The sequence below is a fragment of the Cohnella lubricantis genome (genome assembly GCF_014212015.1).
In the GTDB taxonomy this organism is placed as follows: domain Bacteria; phylum Bacillota; class Bacilli; order Paenibacillales; family Paenibacillaceae; genus Cohnella; species Cohnella lubricantis.
This window is the reverse complement of the sequence record NZ_JACJVN010000027.1, coordinates 1-14,738: the sequence shown is the minus strand read 5'-3', so window position 1 is coordinate 14,738 and position 14,738 is coordinate 1. Positions and strand designations below refer to the sequence as shown.

Annotated in this window: 14 protein-coding genes; 9 read left to right on the top strand and 5 right to left on the bottom strand. The window is 57.4% G+C overall.

Features of this window, described 5'->3' with window-relative positions; all coding sequences use genetic code 11:
- Nucleotides 1–145: 145 nt before the first annotated feature.
- Entirely contained in the window at nucleotides 146–1,333 is a 1,188-nt protein-coding gene (locus H4Q31_RS06955; protein WP_185178355.1) for a LolA family protein, read from the bottom strand.
- 567 nt (nucleotides 1,334–1,900) lie between these two features.
- Between H4Q31_RS06955 and H4Q31_RS06950 the strand changes: the two genes are divergently transcribed.
- From H4Q31_RS06950 to H4Q31_RS06920, 7 genes are all read left to right on the top strand, one after another.
- A complete protein-coding gene (locus H4Q31_RS06950) occupies nucleotides 1,901–2,956 on the top strand; it encodes an AI-2E family transporter (RefSeq protein WP_185178354.1) in 1,056 nt (351 codons plus the stop codon).
- A 100-nt stretch (nucleotides 2,957–3,056) separates the two neighbouring features.
- Nucleotides 3,057–3,776: a response regulator transcription factor gene (locus H4Q31_RS06945; protein WP_185178353.1), complete on the top strand. Its 720-nt coding sequence runs from the start codon at nucleotides 3,057–3,059 to the stop codon at nucleotides 3,774–3,776.
- Nucleotides 3,777–3,788: 12 nt separating this feature from the next.
- Entirely contained in the window at nucleotides 3,789–4,904 is a 1,116-nt protein-coding gene (locus tag H4Q31_RS06940) for a sensor histidine kinase (protein ID WP_185178352.1), read from the top strand.
- A gap of 125 nt (nucleotides 4,905–5,029) precedes the next feature.
- Nucleotides 5,030–5,965, top strand: coding sequence for an ABC transporter ATP-binding protein (locus tag H4Q31_RS06935; RefSeq protein WP_185178351.1), 936 nt, complete (start codon nucleotides 5,030–5,032; stop codon nucleotides 5,963–5,965).
- Between the two features lie 24 nt (nucleotides 5,966–5,989).
- On the top strand, nucleotides 5,990–7,117 hold the full coding sequence (locus H4Q31_RS06930) for an ABC transporter permease (RefSeq protein ID WP_185178350.1): 1,128 nt from the start codon (nucleotides 5,990–5,992) through the stop codon (nucleotides 7,115–7,117).
- Nucleotide 7,118: 1 nt separating this feature from the next.
- Nucleotides 7,119–8,267, top strand: coding sequence for an ABC transporter permease (locus H4Q31_RS06925; RefSeq protein WP_185178349.1), 1,149 nt, complete (start codon nucleotides 7,119–7,121; stop codon nucleotides 8,265–8,267).
- 103 nt (nucleotides 8,268–8,370) lie between these two features.
- Complete coding sequence (locus H4Q31_RS06920; RefSeq protein WP_185178348.1) at nucleotides 8,371–8,841, top strand: thiol-disulfide oxidoreductase DCC family protein; 471 nt, start codon at nucleotides 8,371–8,373, stop codon at nucleotides 8,839–8,841.
- A gap of 82 nt (nucleotides 8,842–8,923) precedes the next feature.
- Here the strand turns inward: H4Q31_RS06920 and H4Q31_RS06915 are convergent, their stop codons facing one another.
- From H4Q31_RS06915 to H4Q31_RS06905, 3 genes are all read right to left on the bottom strand, one after another.
- The gene (locus H4Q31_RS06915) at nucleotides 8,924–9,484 is read right to left on the bottom strand and encodes a DUF2812 domain-containing protein (protein ID WP_185178347.1); all 561 of its coding nucleotides are present in this window, start codon (nucleotides 9,482–9,484) and stop codon (nucleotides 8,924–8,926) included.
- Between the two features lies 1 nt (nucleotide 9,485).
- Nucleotides 9,486–9,833 carry a PadR family transcriptional regulator gene (locus H4Q31_RS06910; protein WP_185178346.1) on the bottom strand — a complete coding sequence of 116 codons (348 nt, stop codon included), beginning with the start codon at nucleotides 9,831–9,833 and terminating at the stop codon, nucleotides 9,486–9,488.
- A gap of 178 nt (nucleotides 9,834–10,011) precedes the next feature.
- On the bottom strand, nucleotides 10,012–11,025 hold the full coding sequence (locus H4Q31_RS06905; protein ID WP_185178345.1) for an NAD(P)/FAD-dependent oxidoreductase: 1,014 nt from the start codon (nucleotides 11,023–11,025) through the stop codon (nucleotides 10,012–10,014).
- Between the two features lie 185 nt (nucleotides 11,026–11,210).
- On the opposite strand from H4Q31_RS06905, the gene H4Q31_RS06900 reads away from it, so the two are divergent.
- Nucleotides 11,211–13,139, top strand: a complete 1,929-nt coding sequence (locus H4Q31_RS06900) for an ABC-F family ATP-binding cassette domain-containing protein (RefSeq protein ID WP_185178432.1) — start codon at nucleotides 11,211–11,213, stop codon at nucleotides 13,137–13,139.
- A gap of 123 nt (nucleotides 13,140–13,262) precedes the next feature.
- On the opposite strand, the gene H4Q31_RS06895 is transcribed toward H4Q31_RS06900, so the two are convergent.
- A complete protein-coding gene (locus H4Q31_RS06895) occupies nucleotides 13,263–13,721 on the bottom strand; it encodes a RidA family protein (protein WP_185178344.1) in 459 nt (152 codons plus the stop codon).
- A 200-nt stretch (nucleotides 13,722–13,921) separates the two neighbouring features.
- Here H4Q31_RS06895 and H4Q31_RS06890 point away from each other — a divergent pair, with 200 nt between their 5' ends.
- Nucleotides 13,922–14,245: a GNAT family N-acetyltransferase gene (locus tag H4Q31_RS06890; protein WP_376698225.1), complete on the top strand. Its 324-nt coding sequence runs from the start codon at nucleotides 13,922–13,924 to the stop codon at nucleotides 14,243–14,245.
- Nucleotides 14,246–14,738: the final 493 nt, after the last annotated feature.

Here is a 14,738-nt window from a genome sequence, read left to right as displayed (position 1 = left end):
CTGGCCGCTGGACTGTCAACGAATCAGGCGCAAGCAACGTTTTCCTGCTGCGCGAAGGAGCCGGTCCCGCAGGGCCGGCATCCGATCGCTTCTATTATAAGATGGATAAGTAGAATAATTCTAAGCTGATAATCGTTCGCTTCTGTTATTTGCCGGACGAGGCGACCATCGATTGTGCGATCTTGACGATCGCGTCATCTGGCAGATCGGCTGTCGTCAGGCGGTATTCCACGCCGTCGTACGTCCAGGTGACCGTCTGTGTATCGACGCCGAACATCTGTCCAAGCGTGAAGCCAAGATCGAACCCGCGGCCCGACATGATGGAATCCTTCACGTCTCTCTGCGTCGTCTCCACGATCGTAAAATCGTATGTTCCGGTATAGCGATACATGACACCGTTAAGTACGCCCGCTTCATCGTAGATGTCTTGATTGTCGTGCAGCGATACGCCTTCGGGGAGCGCATCCGGATCCGGTTCGACCGCTACGAAGTCGATCGGTACCATGCCTTGACCGTCCGCCATTCCCTCCGCCTGATCGTCGATGCCGCCGGTGGTCGTATCCGTCCCGCCGTCCGAACCGCTTGGCGTATCGCCATCTGTACCGCTTGGCGTATCGCCGTTCGTACCGCTCGGCGTCTCGCTCGCGGTTCCGTCCGTCTGGCCGGACGCATTGCCTGCGGAACCCGTACCTGAAGCGCCATCCATATTTTGCTTCATATCGAATGCTGATTTATCGAACTTCGTGCCGAACTTGAAGTCCGTGAACTTGACTTCGACCATCAATTGAGCGTTCGTATCCGTGACTTGTACTTGCTTGGGAGCATAGTCGTCCTTATCCAGCCAGATCTTCTGTCTGGCGAAGGAGCCGTTGTTGTAGTTGCTGGCCATGACGTCGAACACATAAGCGTCCTTGTCGGTCGTGAACTGCCGCGAATTGTCAATGGAGATGCTGCGCAGCAGTGTCTGGTACAAGTACACCTGGCCTTGATTGTCTGGCCAGTCGCTCTGGAAGCGGTAGCTCTTCTTCAATTGTGGCGTCAGCACGTACACGCCTTGATCGTTCTTCAGCACGATCTGCGTAATGTCCCTCTCCGCGCTGGTCAGCGCGATCCGATAGTAATTCGGCTTCTGATACCATACCTCCACCTTGTACGTCAGCGGCGTCTGTCCCGTATGAAGAATCATCTCCCCGCTGCCTTGATAACTCTCCAAGTTGTCCGACACCTTGCTCAAATCCTTCACGACCGAGTCCGAATTCTTGCCTCCGCAAGCCGAGAGTACAGCTACGAACAGCACGACGACGGACGCGATCCATGGGATCCGACGAAGCATGAGATCCACCCCTCTGCACATTGGTTAATCCATGGTTCATGTCTATGAGGGGACTTGACCGATTATGCAGACGAGTTCCGGCTTGGCTACCAATCAATCCATGCGGAATTTCGTTAAATATGTACAAAAGGGCGAAATAAAAGGTATAATCAAGTTAATATATGGTAAATATAGAAACTTTCTATCTTAGAGGAAAGCGGGTATGCACTTGTTAGCTTTTGGAAATATGGACAATATATCAATGATCATCGGATGGTGCATCAGCTTAGTGGTGGCTCTACTCTTGCTGTGGAGTTTAAAAACGGCGCGGAAATGGTTGATTCGGCTGCTGACCGCCTGTTTAATCGCGTCCATAGCTTATGTCTTCTATGCCTCGGCCTCATATAACGAACCAGCATCGGGCAACTCGAATCCGCCGGCCATAGATGGCATGCTGTATGATGATGTGTTCGAAGGAGACCTTTAGGTCGGAATGCTATCTTCCAGTGAATGTGCGAATAGCGGAACTTCTCCTCCGTTCTTCCGTACTACTGTTGAATAGAATCGAACACATAACGAGGGAATTGCATGGGAATGATTCGTGAACTGTTTGCCTTGCCGATCGTCAGAAGAATAACAGTGCTGCTGATTCTGGTTCTGATCCTATTCAGTATCCGGGATATGCTGAATATGCTGCTGCTGCTATTCTTGGTCACTTACGTCATGGACCGCCTTCAAGGCTATCTGAATTCGAAGATCAGCAAGGTGATCCGAATTCACCCGAACGTCATCTCCATTCTGCTGTATCTCCTTATTGTCGCGGGGATGATCGTGGGCATCTCCAGATATGTCCCCCAGATCGTTAATCAGATTGTGGAATTGACCAACAACATCATTAATTTCTTGAATTCCCATAAGGACAACAACGAGATTGCCGCTCGGCTGACGGACGCGCTGGACGAGATCAAATACGAGAATTACGTAGAGCAAGCGCTCGAATACATCAAGAAGCTGGGCGAGCTGCTCGAGGTCGTGCTCATCGTTATCCTGCTCAGCCTCTTCTTCCTGCTGCAGAAGAAGCAGGTGGCTCTGTTCACTCGCAAGTTCAAGGCAAGCAAGATCGGCTGGCTCGTAGACGAGCTGGAGTACTTCGGCAAGAAGTTCACCTCCTCGTTCGGCAAGGTGATCGAGGTGCAGCTCATGATCGCGCTGTTCAATACGGCGATGACGATGATCGGCTTGTGGATACTCGGCTTCCCGTACTTATTCGCGCTTGGCGTAATGGTGCTGATCCTTAGCTTGATCCCGGTGGCCGGCGTCATTATCTCCTTCATCCCGATCACCTTGATCGGCTACCAAGCCGGCGGATGGACGCTCGTCATCTGGACCGTCGTCATGATCCTGATCATTCATGCCATGGAGACCTATCTGCTTAATCCGCGCTTGATGGCGCATAAGACGAAGCTGCCCATGTTCTATACGTTCGTCGTTCTTGTCTTCTCCCAGCACTTCTTTGGGATCTGGGGTCTCATTATCGGCATCCCGATCTTCATGTTCCTGCTCGACATTCTAGAGGTCAACGCTTCCGAACATACCCCATCCCCGGCTCCAGCCCAGACAGAAGAAGCTTCCCGCGAGGAATAACCTTGCAGGAAGCTTTTTTTATAATGCTTGCCGTTGTCGGATATACCCGCTTGGTATATTCTTGTAACAACATGAATTCGATACGGGGAGGACTTTCCGGGTGCAAATCAAAGTGCTGATCGCCGACGACAACTCGTTCATCCGCGAAGGGATGAAGATCATCCTGACCAGCTTCGACGAATTCGACGTCGTCGCTACAGTGGAGGACGGCGCCCAGGCAGTCGAGTATTGCCGCCGCCACGAAGCGGACGTCGCGCTGCTTGACGTTCGGATGCCGAATATGAACGGCGTTGAGGCGGCCCGCCTGCTGGCGGAGCAGACCAAAGTGAAGCCGCTTATTCTAACGACGTTCGATGACGACGAGTATATTCTCGAAGCCGTGAAGGCCGGCGCGCGGGGTTATCTGCTCAAGAACAACGATCCCGAACGGATTCGCGACGCCATCAAGAGCGTATATAACGATCACCACGTCCTGCAGGACGTCGTATTGGACAAGATTAAGTCCAACCTGCTGCAGGGGCCGGGAGCTTCCGGCTCCGCCGCGCCTTCGGCGGCGGATGCCTCCGCCCCTGCAGTCCCGTCCCCCGCGCCGGCCGGATCGGACCGGATCGACCGCACGCTTTTCACCGAGCGGGAACTTGACGTTATGGCGCAGATCGCCCGAGGGCTGTCCAACAAGGAGATCTCGAAGAAGCTGTTCATCTCCGAAGGCACGACCGCCAACTACATCACGTCGATTCTGAATAAGACCGGACTGGAGCATCGGACGCAGATCGCGATTTATTATCTTACCGGCGAAGTGAAGCTGACGGAAGAATAGGAGCTCGGATCGATGGATTTGTGGATAATCGGTAACAAGCTCGGATTGCTGGTCTATATCATCCTGTCGGTATCGATCCTGCCGAAGACGGGAACGCCGTGGGACATCCTCGCCTATCTGATCTATCTGTGCGTCAACGTCACAATCCCAATCTTCCGCAACGACGCGCGAATCCAACAGCTGCTATCGGCATGCTCTGCTGTGCTCGTCGTCTACTTCGCCTATCGGTTGGACACGTCGTTCGTTCTGCTGCTGCCGGTCAATCTGTACGAGCTGGTGCTTCTATGGGAAGGCCGAAGAAGGATCGCCTTGGCGATTAGCCTGATTCCGCTCGTCATGATCCCGCGCGAGGAGCTGCCGGTCTACATTCTGTCGACGTTCTTGAGCTTCCTTCTCTATACCGGCTTGCGCCTGCAAATGGAAAGACTGAAGCGGGTCGACGAGGAACGGGAGACGCTGCGCTTGGAGATGCAGAATCTGAGCCACTTGCTTAACAAGAATCAGGAGTATATCCGGCAGTCCGAATATACGATCAAGCTGGAGGAGCGCAACCGGCTGTCTCAGCAGATCCATGACGAGGTCGGGCACGCCATGGCTGGCGCTCTTATCCAGATGGAAGCGTCGCGGACGCTGCTCGCCGCCAATCCGGACAAGTCGGCGGAGCTGCTCGGCAATGCGATCTCCATCTCCAAGGAAGGGCTTGAGCGCATCCGCCTGACGCTGAAGGATATGAAGCCGCGGTCGGAGGAGCTCGGCATCCATCGGCTTCGGCTGTTCGCGGACGAGCTGTCGGCCAAGCATGCGCTCAAAGCGACGGTCACGCATGAGGGCAATCTCGACGTCATCACTCCGATGCAGTGGAGAATCATCCACGAGAACGCGACGGAAGCCGTCACCAACTCGCTCAAATACGGCCATGCGTCCGCCATCGAGATCGAGGTTCGAGTGCTGAACCGAATGATCCGCTCAAGCGTGTCCGATAACGGCATCGGGGCTCGGAAGATCGTCAAGGGGCTCGGCATCGTCGGCATGGAGGAGCGAGCTGCCTCCGTTGGAGGAACGGTCATTGTCGACGGGGCCCATGGGTTCCGCGTGACGACTCTCCTGCCCAATGACAAGAGCGAATGAGAATCCTCATGGCTGCGAAAGTGAATTTTCTCATAGTCGAAGGATGAACTTATGCACTGACATAGGGTCATCCTTTTTCATTAGAATAAAGTCATAATCCATTGGCAGAAAACGGAGTGATTCGAGTGAACGTATTGGAAATCCGCAATCTGACGAAGAAGTTCGGCGACTTCATCGCCGTCGACAACATGAACCTGAGCGTGCGCGAAGGCGAGATCTTCGGCTTCCTCGGCGCGAACGGCGCCGGCAAGAGCACGACGATCAACATGATCTCCTCCCTGCTGCGCATTACGAAGGGCGAGATCTCGCTGCTCGGGAAGAACATCGTGAAGGAGAACAAATTCGCCAAGCTGAACATCGGCATCGTGCCGCAGGATCTTGCGATCTATGAAGAGATGTCCGCGTATGAGAATGTAAGCTTCTTCGCCGGCTTGTACGGGCTGCGCGGCAACCTGCTCAAGGAACGGGCGGCCGAGGCGCTCGAGTTCGTCGGCCTCGGCGACAAGCACAAAGACCTGCCCAAGAACTTCTCCGGCGGCATGAAGCGCCGCCTGAACATCGCTTGCGCCATCGCCCACCGGCCAAAGCTGATCATCATGGACGAACCGACGGTCGGCATCGACCCGCAGTCGCGTAATTATATCCTGAATTCCGTCCGGAAGCTGAACGAGATGGGCAGCTCGATCATCTACACGAGCCATTACATGGAAGAAGTCGAAGAGCTGTGCACGCGCATCGCCATCGTCGATCACGGCAAGATCATCGCCGAAGGCACGAAGGAGCAGCTCAAGTCGATCATCACCGATACGAAGGAGATTTGGATCGGCGTGAAGAACGAGGAGCGGCTTGATATCGATGCGCTGCAGCGCATCTCCGGCGTCATCTCTGTCCAACCGGAGGAGCAGACCGTCAAGATCGTATCGCGCGGCGAAGTCGGCAACTTGAATTGGATCATCCAGCAGCTGATCAAGGACGGGGTCGAGATCGGCTCGGTCGAAGAGCAAGCGCCCAATCTGGAGACGGTGTTCCTGACGCTGACCGGCCGCAAACTGCGAGACTAAGCGAGACGGAGGGGGAGAACGAACGTGAACGTACTGAACATTGCCTTATACGAGATCAAACGCTCTTTGCGGGACACGAGGACCTTCGTCTTCATGCTGGCCTTCCCGCTGATCCTTATTCTAATCCTGGGCACGGCGCTCTCGAACGCCTTCAGCAGCGAAGTGACCATGGACGGCATGAAGCTGCTCTACAAGGTGTCGGCCCAGAATGAACCGTTGCAGCAATATTGGAACGGCTTCGCGCAGGCGATCGAGAGCCAAGGCGTCGAGCTGACGGCGGCGAACGGCGGTATCGACGGCCGCGCCGCCGTCGCGGACGATCAATATGCCGCATATGCGGAGATCGATGACAATGGCGTCCGGTTCTTCGGCAGCAGCCTGCGGACGATCGAGAGCAACATCATCCAAGGGATGCTGACCTCGTTCGCCGACAGATATAACCTGGCCGCCGCTGCGATGAAGAACAGTCCGGAAGCCGTGCAAGCCATCCTCGCGGACGCGGGGAGCAGCGGGTCCTTCATTCAGGAGGCGTCGATCGATCCGCACCGCAAGCCGGGCTCCATCGATTACTATGCGATCGCGGAATCGACGATGATCGCCTTCTACGCTTGCATGTCGGCCAGCTGGCTTATCCGCGGAGAAGTGAGACGCAGAACGGCTCTGCGATTGGCTGCCGCCCCGGTCGGCAAGATGGAGATCTTCGCGGGGAAAGTCATTGGCTGCACCGTCATCAACTACCTGTGCATTCTGGCCGTCGTGCTGTTCAGCAAGTACGCGTTCGGCGCGAACTGGGGCGACCATCTCGGCATCGTATTCCTGCTGCTGTTCACCGTCGTGCTGCTGGCCGTCAGCTTCGGACTCGGAATCGCTTATATGATCAAGGGGGACTCCGCCAATTCCGTCATGACGATCTTCGTCCAGATCGCCTCCATGCTCGGCGGAGCCTACTTCCCGATCCAAGACGACATGAACAACTTCTTCGGCAGCTTGGCGAACCTCTCGCCGCTTCGTTGGGCGAACGACGCCTTGATGAACCTGATTTACAACAACGATCTGCAGGCAGCGCTGCCGGTCATCGGCCTGAATGTGGCGATCGCCGCCGCATTCCTCGCCTTCGTGGCGGTCTCTATGCGCAGAAGGGAGGCATTCTAACATGAACAATATCATCTGGATTGCAAGCCATTCGCTGCGGAGAACATTCCGCAAGAGATCGAGCTGGATCGTCTACTTCGGCTTGCCGGTCGCTACGATTCTGCTGTCGATGTTCATCTACGGCAGTTCGAACGAAGGCACGCTGCGCGTCGGCGTCGTTAACCAAGACGGCAGTAAGGCGCTGACCGCAGATACGGTTCACTTCCTCGAAGGATTGAACAACGTGGAGATCACGATGACTGACGACGCTTCCCTGAACGGGGATATCGCATCCGGCAAGCTCGACAGCGGGCTCATCTTCGAAGCCGGATTCGCGGACAGCGTTCGCGATGGTCAGCCCGCCCATCTTCGCATCGTATCCGCCAAAGGAGCAGCGGTCACCTCCTACGTGAAGGCCATGATGGAGGAATACGTAGGCAACGTCGCTTCCATCGGCCGAGCGACGGCAGATAATCCCGCGTCGTTCGATGCGATCTACGCGGACTACAAACAATCGGGCTTCAAGCTCGATGCCGAGTCGCTCAAGGATACATCCCACACGAAAGGCGTAACGTACCAATCGCTCGGCTTCCTGATCATGTTCCTGCTGTTCTCAGCTGTCAATATGAGCAATCTGATCATCAAGGAGCGGGAAGATCGCACGTTCCTGCGGCTCCTCTCCTCTCCAGTGACAGCCCGCGGATATGTCTTCGCTCACGTTCTCGTCGCCTTCATCATCCAATTGCTGCAAATCGCCTTCACGCTGTTCATGATGAAGAACGTGTTCCACATCGACTCGGGGGTTCCATACGGCGAGATGCTCGCCACGATGCTGCTCTTCTCGCTCACGGCCATCGGCCTCGCGCTGCTGATCACCGCCTTCGCCAAGAACAGCAAGAACGCCGGCGCGATGCAGAACCTGATCATTACGCCGAGCTGCCTGCTGGCCGGCTGCTTCTTCCCGGCCGAGATTATGCCGGACACCGTCCGCCACATCTCGAACTTCCTGCCGCAGCGTTGGATTCTGGATACGATCACCAAGCTTCAAGAAGGCCAGACACTCGGCAGCCTCGGGCTGAACGTCGCCATCCTGGTCGGCTTCGCCGCAGCGTTCACGCTAGTCGCCATCTTCCGCTTCAGCCGCAACAACGACACCAGACAGTTTATTTAGAACGAAGCCGCTCTCTCCAACAATGGAGGAGCGGCTTTGACGATTGGTTACGTGGTATTCGAAATTTGGTATAGTGGAAGCATCAAGAGGAGGGGGGAGCATCATGTCGGATCCGAGCAAGCTTCAGACGCGTTCAGGCGACACCGGCGCCGGCGCCGGCGCCACGCCGCCGTACGTGCTCCTCTTCGACGGCGATTGCGTGTTCTGCAACGGAACCGTCCGGTTCATCGCAAGGCGGGATCCGAAGAGACGATTCCGCTTCGCATCGCTGCAATCTTCGGCGGGGCGCCGCCTGTTGGCCCAATGCGGCGTGCCGGAAGAGACGGACAGCGTCGTGCTCATCGAAGACGGGCGAGGCTACATCCGCTCTGAAGCCGCGCTGCGGGCGGCGCTCCGGCTGCGCGGCGCTTGGCCGCTGCTATACGTCTTCCAAGCGGTTCCCTTGCGATGGCGCGATGCCGCCTATGACGCATTCGCCGCTAGACGGTACCGCTGGTTCGGACGGCAGACGGAAGCTTGCGCGCTCCCGAGTCCGGAGGTGCGCAGCCGGTTATTGCCCGAAGAGGACGAGTAGGCGCCGGTCCGAATCAGCGAATATTTCTGACATCGGTTGCCTGGGCTTGCGGACGAGCCGAAGAACGAACCGCCTTCTCTCCCTAATCCGCATCCGCTTGCTTGATCATTCGGCCCATCCGCGCGTACCCGTAGAAGAGCAAACCGATCAGCGCCGCATAGAGAGCCATTCCAGCTAAGCCCAGCGTCCACAGCCAGCCGCCCGAATAGCGGGATACGAGGGACTTTCCATTCACGATGAACAGGACCAGATTAACCAACCCGATCACGCCTAGCGTCCCCTGAATCTTCCGATAGAAACTCTTCAGCGAAGAACGGTCGGTGTACAGCTCGTACGTCTCGTCACCCTTGCGCGCTTTGCGGAAGTAGTGCCACATCCCCGATACGGTGCCGACATACTCCCATCCGTCATCCGCGTAGAGCTGCAGATAGTCGGCGAAATCGGCTTTGTTGCGGGAATTGTGCTGATAATCGATTCGGTACACGTACCGTACGGAGTCGTCCTTCTCCAATTCCTGCGAGAACGCGTTCGGCTTCACGACATGCCAACCCGCCGCCGATTGCTCTGTCAGCCACTTCTCTTCTTCCCGATAATTCCAGCTAAGCCAAGTGTGACGCTTCTTAACTCGCGCTCCGTTCGCCATCTCACAATCCCTCCCTACTGGCGGTCATCTTGCGTCCGTTGCGAAGCAGCTCTTCCAGACGGTTCATCTCGGCTTCCGCAGCCAGGCGGCCGGCTTCCGTAATCGCGTACATCTTCCGTCTCGCATCCGTGGACTCCGGCGTCGGCGCGTTCTCGATCCACTTCTTGCCCAGCAGGCTGTTCAGCGCCGTATACAGCGTTCCCGCCCCGACATGCACGCGTCCGCTGCTCATCTGCTCGATTACCTGCATGATGCCGTAGCCGTGCGCCGGTCCGGGGTACAAGCTGAGCAGGATATAGTAGAACGCCTCGGTCAGCGGCCCGTTCTCGTTGCGATCGCTCAAGTTCATCCCTCCTCAAGGTGTGAAGCATCGACTATCGGTATATCTAATGTATATATATCGTATGACGATATAATAATAAGTAATATATCGTGTGTCAACATAGTTTTTCCATGAAAATGAAAAAGAGGTTGCTCCCCAGGCTCGTTTGAACCCAAGAAACAGCCTCTGTTGTGCCTTGCTGCCTTCAGCCGCGCATCGCGATCAGCTTGTCGTGGTGCGTGGAATAGAGCGGCGCCACTTCCTCCTGCGGAGCCAGATAGGCCTTGGCGCTGTTGACCGCCATCGGCCCTTCCATGAAGCCGCCCGCGATCAGCTTCAGCTTGCCGGGATGGGTGACGACATCGCCGGCGGCGTAGATGCCCGGAATGTTCGTCTCCATCTTGGCGTTCACGACGATCCGCTCGTCGTCGAACGCGAGCCCCCAGCCGCGAATGCCGCCGAAGTCACCGCGAATGCCGTGATTGACCAGCACCTCGTCGGCCTCGATGACTAGCGTCTCGTTCGTCTCCGCATGCCGAACCGTCACATGCTCGATACGATCTCCATCGCCAGCTACCAGATCCAATTGATATGGAGTCAGCACCTCGGCGGAGGAATTCCGCATTCGGGTCACGCTGCTCTCATGCCCCCAGAACTCGTCGCGCCGGTGCACGACCGTCAGCTTCACCGCGATCGGCTCGATCGCGTTCGCCCAGTCGACGGCCGAATCGCCTCCGCCGGAGATGACCACTCGCTTGCCGCGGAACCGTTCGATATCGTCGACGGCATAGTGCAGCTGCCGTCCCTCATAGATCTCTACGCCAGCCTGCTCCAGCTTGATCGGCACGAACACGCCGTGGCCGATCGTCAGGATGATCGTCCTCGTATAATGCCGTCTCCCGCTCTCCGCTGTCAGCTCGAACGCGCCGTCATCCAGCCTTTGGAGTCCGTGAATCCGCTCGTTCAGCACGATCTCGGGGGAGAACGTCTTCCCCTGCTTGACGACCTGCTCGATGAACTCGGCTCCCGTAATCGCCGCGATGCCCCCAATATCATGAAGCACCTTGTCCGGGTAAAAATGCACTTTGCCCCCGAGCTCCGCCGCGCACTCGATCACCTTCGTCTTCAATTCCCTCATGCCGCAATAGAAGGCGGAGAACAGGCCGACCGGCCCGCCGCCGATAATGGTCACGTCAAACAGTTCCTCTTCGCGGTTCATCCCTAATCTCTCCTCGCCCGCTAACCACTTTGCTGACCCTCATTATAATTGATAATGGTTCTCATTATCAATAACAATAATCATCGCAGTCCCGTTTCCAGCCGAACGGCTCGGCATCTACGGCAAATATGGTATGATACAAGTTGAACTTCTGAATTATCATTGCGTGAAACGGGTTGATGAGCTTGCATTTAATGTCCATTGAACATATATCGAAGACGCACGGGGAGAAGACGCTGTTCGAAGACGTGACGTTCGGCGTCGAGGAAGGCGACCGCATCGGCATTATCGGCGTTAACGGCACCGGCAAGTCGACGTTCCTCAAAGTCATCGCGGGACTTGAACCCGCGGACTCTGGCAACGTCAGCATCGCGGGCGGTGTCCGTATCCGCATGCTCGCGCAGGACCCTGCCTTTACGCCGGGCGAGACGGCGCTGGAGCATGTGCTGGGCGGCAACTCGCCGCAGCTAGCGGCCGTGCGGGCTTATACCGCTGCGATGGCGGAGCTGGAGCTAAGGCCGGACGACGCTGCGGCGCAAGGGCGTCTGATTGCCGCGAACGCGCGGATGGACGAGCTCGAGGCGTGGCAGATGGAGAGTGAAGCGAAGGCTGCGCTGTCGAGGCTAGGCATCGCCGACGCGTACGCGCCGGTGGACACGCTGTCCGGCGGCCAGCGCAAACGCGTCGCGATGGCGGCTGCACTGCTGCAGCCTTCCGACGTGCTCATCCTCGACGAGCCGACGAACCATATCGACAACGATTCGGTCGCTTGGCTCGAGGGCATGCTGCAGAAGCGCCGCGGCGCGCTGCTCATGATTACGCACGACCGGTACTTCCTCGATCGGGTCAGCAATCGGGTCATCGAGCTCGACCGGGGACGCGCCTACTTCTATGAAGCGAACTACAGCCGATTCCTGGAGCTGAAGCTCGAGCGCGAGGAACGCGAGGCCGCGTCCGAACAGAAGCGGCAGAACCTGCTGCGGGGGGAGCTCGCATGGATTCGGCGCGGCGCTCAAGCGCGTTCAACCAAGCAGAAGGCGCGAATTGACCGGTATGAGGCGCTAAAGGCGCAGCCGAAGAAGGAAGCGGCAGCCAAGCTCGACATCTCCGTCGCGTCGGCGCGGCTGGGCAAGAAGATCCTAGAGCTTGACCATGTGTCGATGAGCTATGGCAGCCGGAGCCTGATCCGCGGGTTCAGCTATATCGCCGTGCCCGAGGATCGCGTCGGCATCGTCGGCCGCAACGGCAGCGGCAAGTCGACGCTGATGAAGCTGATCGCGGGCAAGCTGCAGCCGGATGCGGGCAGTGTAACGCTGGGGCCAACCGTGCAGATCGGCTGGTTCTCGCAGGAGCACGAGGAGATGGACGGCAGCAAGCGCGTCCTCGAATACATCCGCGAGGCAGCCGAGCAGGTCCGCACCGCCGAAGGGGAATCCGTATCCGCTACGCAGATGCTGGAACGATTTCTTTTCCCGCCGGCCATGCATTGGAGCCTCATCTCCAAGCTGTCCGGCGGCGAGAAGCGCCGCTTGCAGCTGCTTCGCGTGCTGATGGAAGCGCCGAACGTACTGCTCCTGGACGAGCCGACCAACGATCTGGACATCGCGACGCTGACGGTGCTGGAGGACTACTTGGACGACTTCCCAGGCGTTGTGTTCACCGTCTCCCACGATCGCTACTTCCTCGACCGTACCGTAGACCGCATCTTCGCTTTCGAAGGCGACGGCAAGGTGGAGCTGTATGTCGGGAACTATTCCGACTATGAGGAGCAGGCGCAGCGCCGGGGCTCGCGGGATCAGGCGGAATCAAGCGCATCCGCCAAACCGAAGGCAGCCGCTGGGCCTGCGGCTGCTTCGACGGAGCGCGAACGGCCGTTGAAGATGTCCTACAAGGATCAGAAGGATTACGAGAGCATCGAGGGTTGGATCTCCGATACAGAGGAGAGTCTCGCGAAGGTAGCGTCCCAAATGGAAGCGTCGGGCAGCGATTCGTTCCGGCTCCAAGAATTGATGGCCGAGCAGGCGAAGCTGGAAGAGAAGCTAAACGGCCTGCTGGAGCGCTGGACGGAGCTAAGCGAGCTGGCGGAGAAGATTGAAGCGCAGAAGAAGCAGTAGTGCGGAAGCGGTAGTGCGGAAGCGGTAGTGCGGAAGCGGTAGTGCGGAAGCGGTAGTGCGGAAGAAGGGCGCCTTGAGCCGGCGGATGCTGATCGATTGCACCGCCGGTTAGGCGCCCTTCTTCTATTCGACTTGGAAGATCGAATCGACGACAATTGGAAGCTGGTTTCTAAGCGTGCTAGCTCCAAGTACAGATCGGGCATGACTGCCTCTCGGCTCCCCGAACACCTCCAGCACCAAATCCGAGAATCCGTTCAGCACGAGGTGCGGCTGCTCGAAGCCCGGGTCCGCGTTAACAAAGCCTTGAAGCTTCACGACTCGCTTCACCCGATCGAGCGTACCGATCGCGCTGCGAACGACCGCGAGCACCTCTATACCGGCCGACCTGGCGAAGCGATAGCCGTCTTCCACCGTGAAGTCGCGTCCAAGCTTGCCCCTCGGGCTGCCGGACGGCCCTTTGCCCGAGACGAACAACAGCCCTGCCGCTTCTACGAAGTTGGCATATTTGGCCGCCGGTTCGCTTGCGGCCGGCAGCTCGATCCCGAGCTCCCGCAGACGCTCCTCGATCGATGATTGCGTCATTCGCCTCTCCCCTTGCTTCGTGTTGGTAAGATTATACAGGCGATGTCCGATTCGATCAACCGCTCTGCAAGTCCGGCCATTCGTGATTCTTGTCGAAGACGGGATCCGAACAATAGGATTTTCATCCAAAATACGGTGGAGCTTCAACTAACATGGAATATGATAGGAATATATCAATTGAGTTAGTAGAGGGGATAGCAATGACGATCGAGAACAAGCTTCGGGAGACCGTGATTGAAGATTTGCCGATCTTCTTCGAGCATGAATCCGATCCTGCCGCCCGTTACATGGCCGGCTTCACGCCGGCAGAGCCGGACGATCGCGACGCTTTCGATGCGCGCTGGGAGAAGACTCTGAACAATAAAGACGTTCGCAAGATGACGGTCCTCGTGAACGGACAAGCGGCCGGACATCTGCTGAGCTTTCAGCTGTTCGGCGAACCGACCGTCGGCTATTGGATCGGTCGATCGTTCTGGGGTCAGGGGGTTGCCTCTGCGGCGCTCTCGAATTCGTCGCCGGTCTGAGCATTCGGCCTCTCTATGCCCGCGTAGTCAAAGACAATCTCGGTTCGCTCCGCGTCCTCGAGAAGTGCGGATTCAAGATTGCCGGCGAGGACAAAGGTTTCGCGAACGCACGGGGCGAAGAGGTCGAGGAATGGATATTGAAGCTAGAGGAGTAATGAGGCATTCTTATCGCTATCGGTCGTGCGAGTTACTCGGCCAAACCCGCTAACTCGACCGCTTGGGGCGCCTTTCCGGGTGAGTTACTCGGCCAAACCCGCTAACTCGACCGCTTGGGCGCCTTTCCGGGCGAGTTACTCGGCTAAACCCGCTAACTCGACCGCTTGGGCGCCTTTCCGGGCGAGTTACTCGGCTAAACCCGCTAACTCGACCGCTTGGGGCGCCTTTCCGGGCGAGTTACTCGGCTAAACCCGCTAACTCGACCGCTTGGGGCGCCTTTCCGGGCGAGTTACTCGGCCAAACCCGCTAACTCGACCGCTTGGGGCGCCTTTCGAGG

What these genes read in the sequence shown, in the direction of transcription:
- H4Q31_RS06955 (WP_185178355.1), bottom strand. Translation starts at nt 1,333, where the DNA reads ATGCTTCGTCGGATCCCATGGATCGCGTCCGTCGTCGTGCTGTTCGTA.
- H4Q31_RS06950 (WP_185178354.1), top strand. Translation starts at nt 1,901, where the DNA reads ATGGGAATGATTCGTGAACTGTTTGCCTTGCCGATCGTCAGAAGAATA.
- H4Q31_RS06940 (WP_185178352.1), top strand. Translation starts at nt 3,789, where the DNA reads ATGGATTTGTGGATAATCGGTAACAAGCTCGGATTGCTGGTCTATATC.
- H4Q31_RS06925 (WP_185178349.1), top strand. Translation starts at nt 7,119, where the DNA reads ATGAACAATATCATCTGGATTGCAAGCCATTCGCTGCGGAGAACATTC.
- H4Q31_RS06920 (WP_185178348.1), top strand. Translation starts at nt 8,371, where the DNA reads ATGTCGGATCCGAGCAAGCTTCAGACGCGTTCAGGCGACACCGGCGCC.
- H4Q31_RS06915 (WP_185178347.1), bottom strand. Translation starts at nt 9,484, where the DNA reads ATGGCGAACGGAGCGCGAGTTAAGAAGCGTCACACTTGGCTTAGCTGG.
- H4Q31_RS06910 (WP_185178346.1), bottom strand. Translation starts at nt 9,833, where the DNA reads ATGAACTTGAGCGATCGCAACGAGAACGGGCCGCTGACCGAGGCGTTC.
- H4Q31_RS06905 (WP_185178345.1), bottom strand. Translation starts at nt 11,025, where the DNA reads ATGAACCGCGAAGAGGAACTGTTTGACGTGACCATTATCGGCGGCGGG.
- H4Q31_RS06895 (WP_185178344.1), bottom strand. Translation starts at nt 13,721, where the DNA reads ATGACGCAATCATCGATCGAGGAGCGTCTGCGGGAGCTCGGGATCGAG.
- H4Q31_RS06890 (WP_376698225.1), top strand. Translation starts at nt 13,922, where the DNA reads ATGACGATCGAGAACAAGCTTCGGGAGACCGTGATTGAAGATTTGCCG.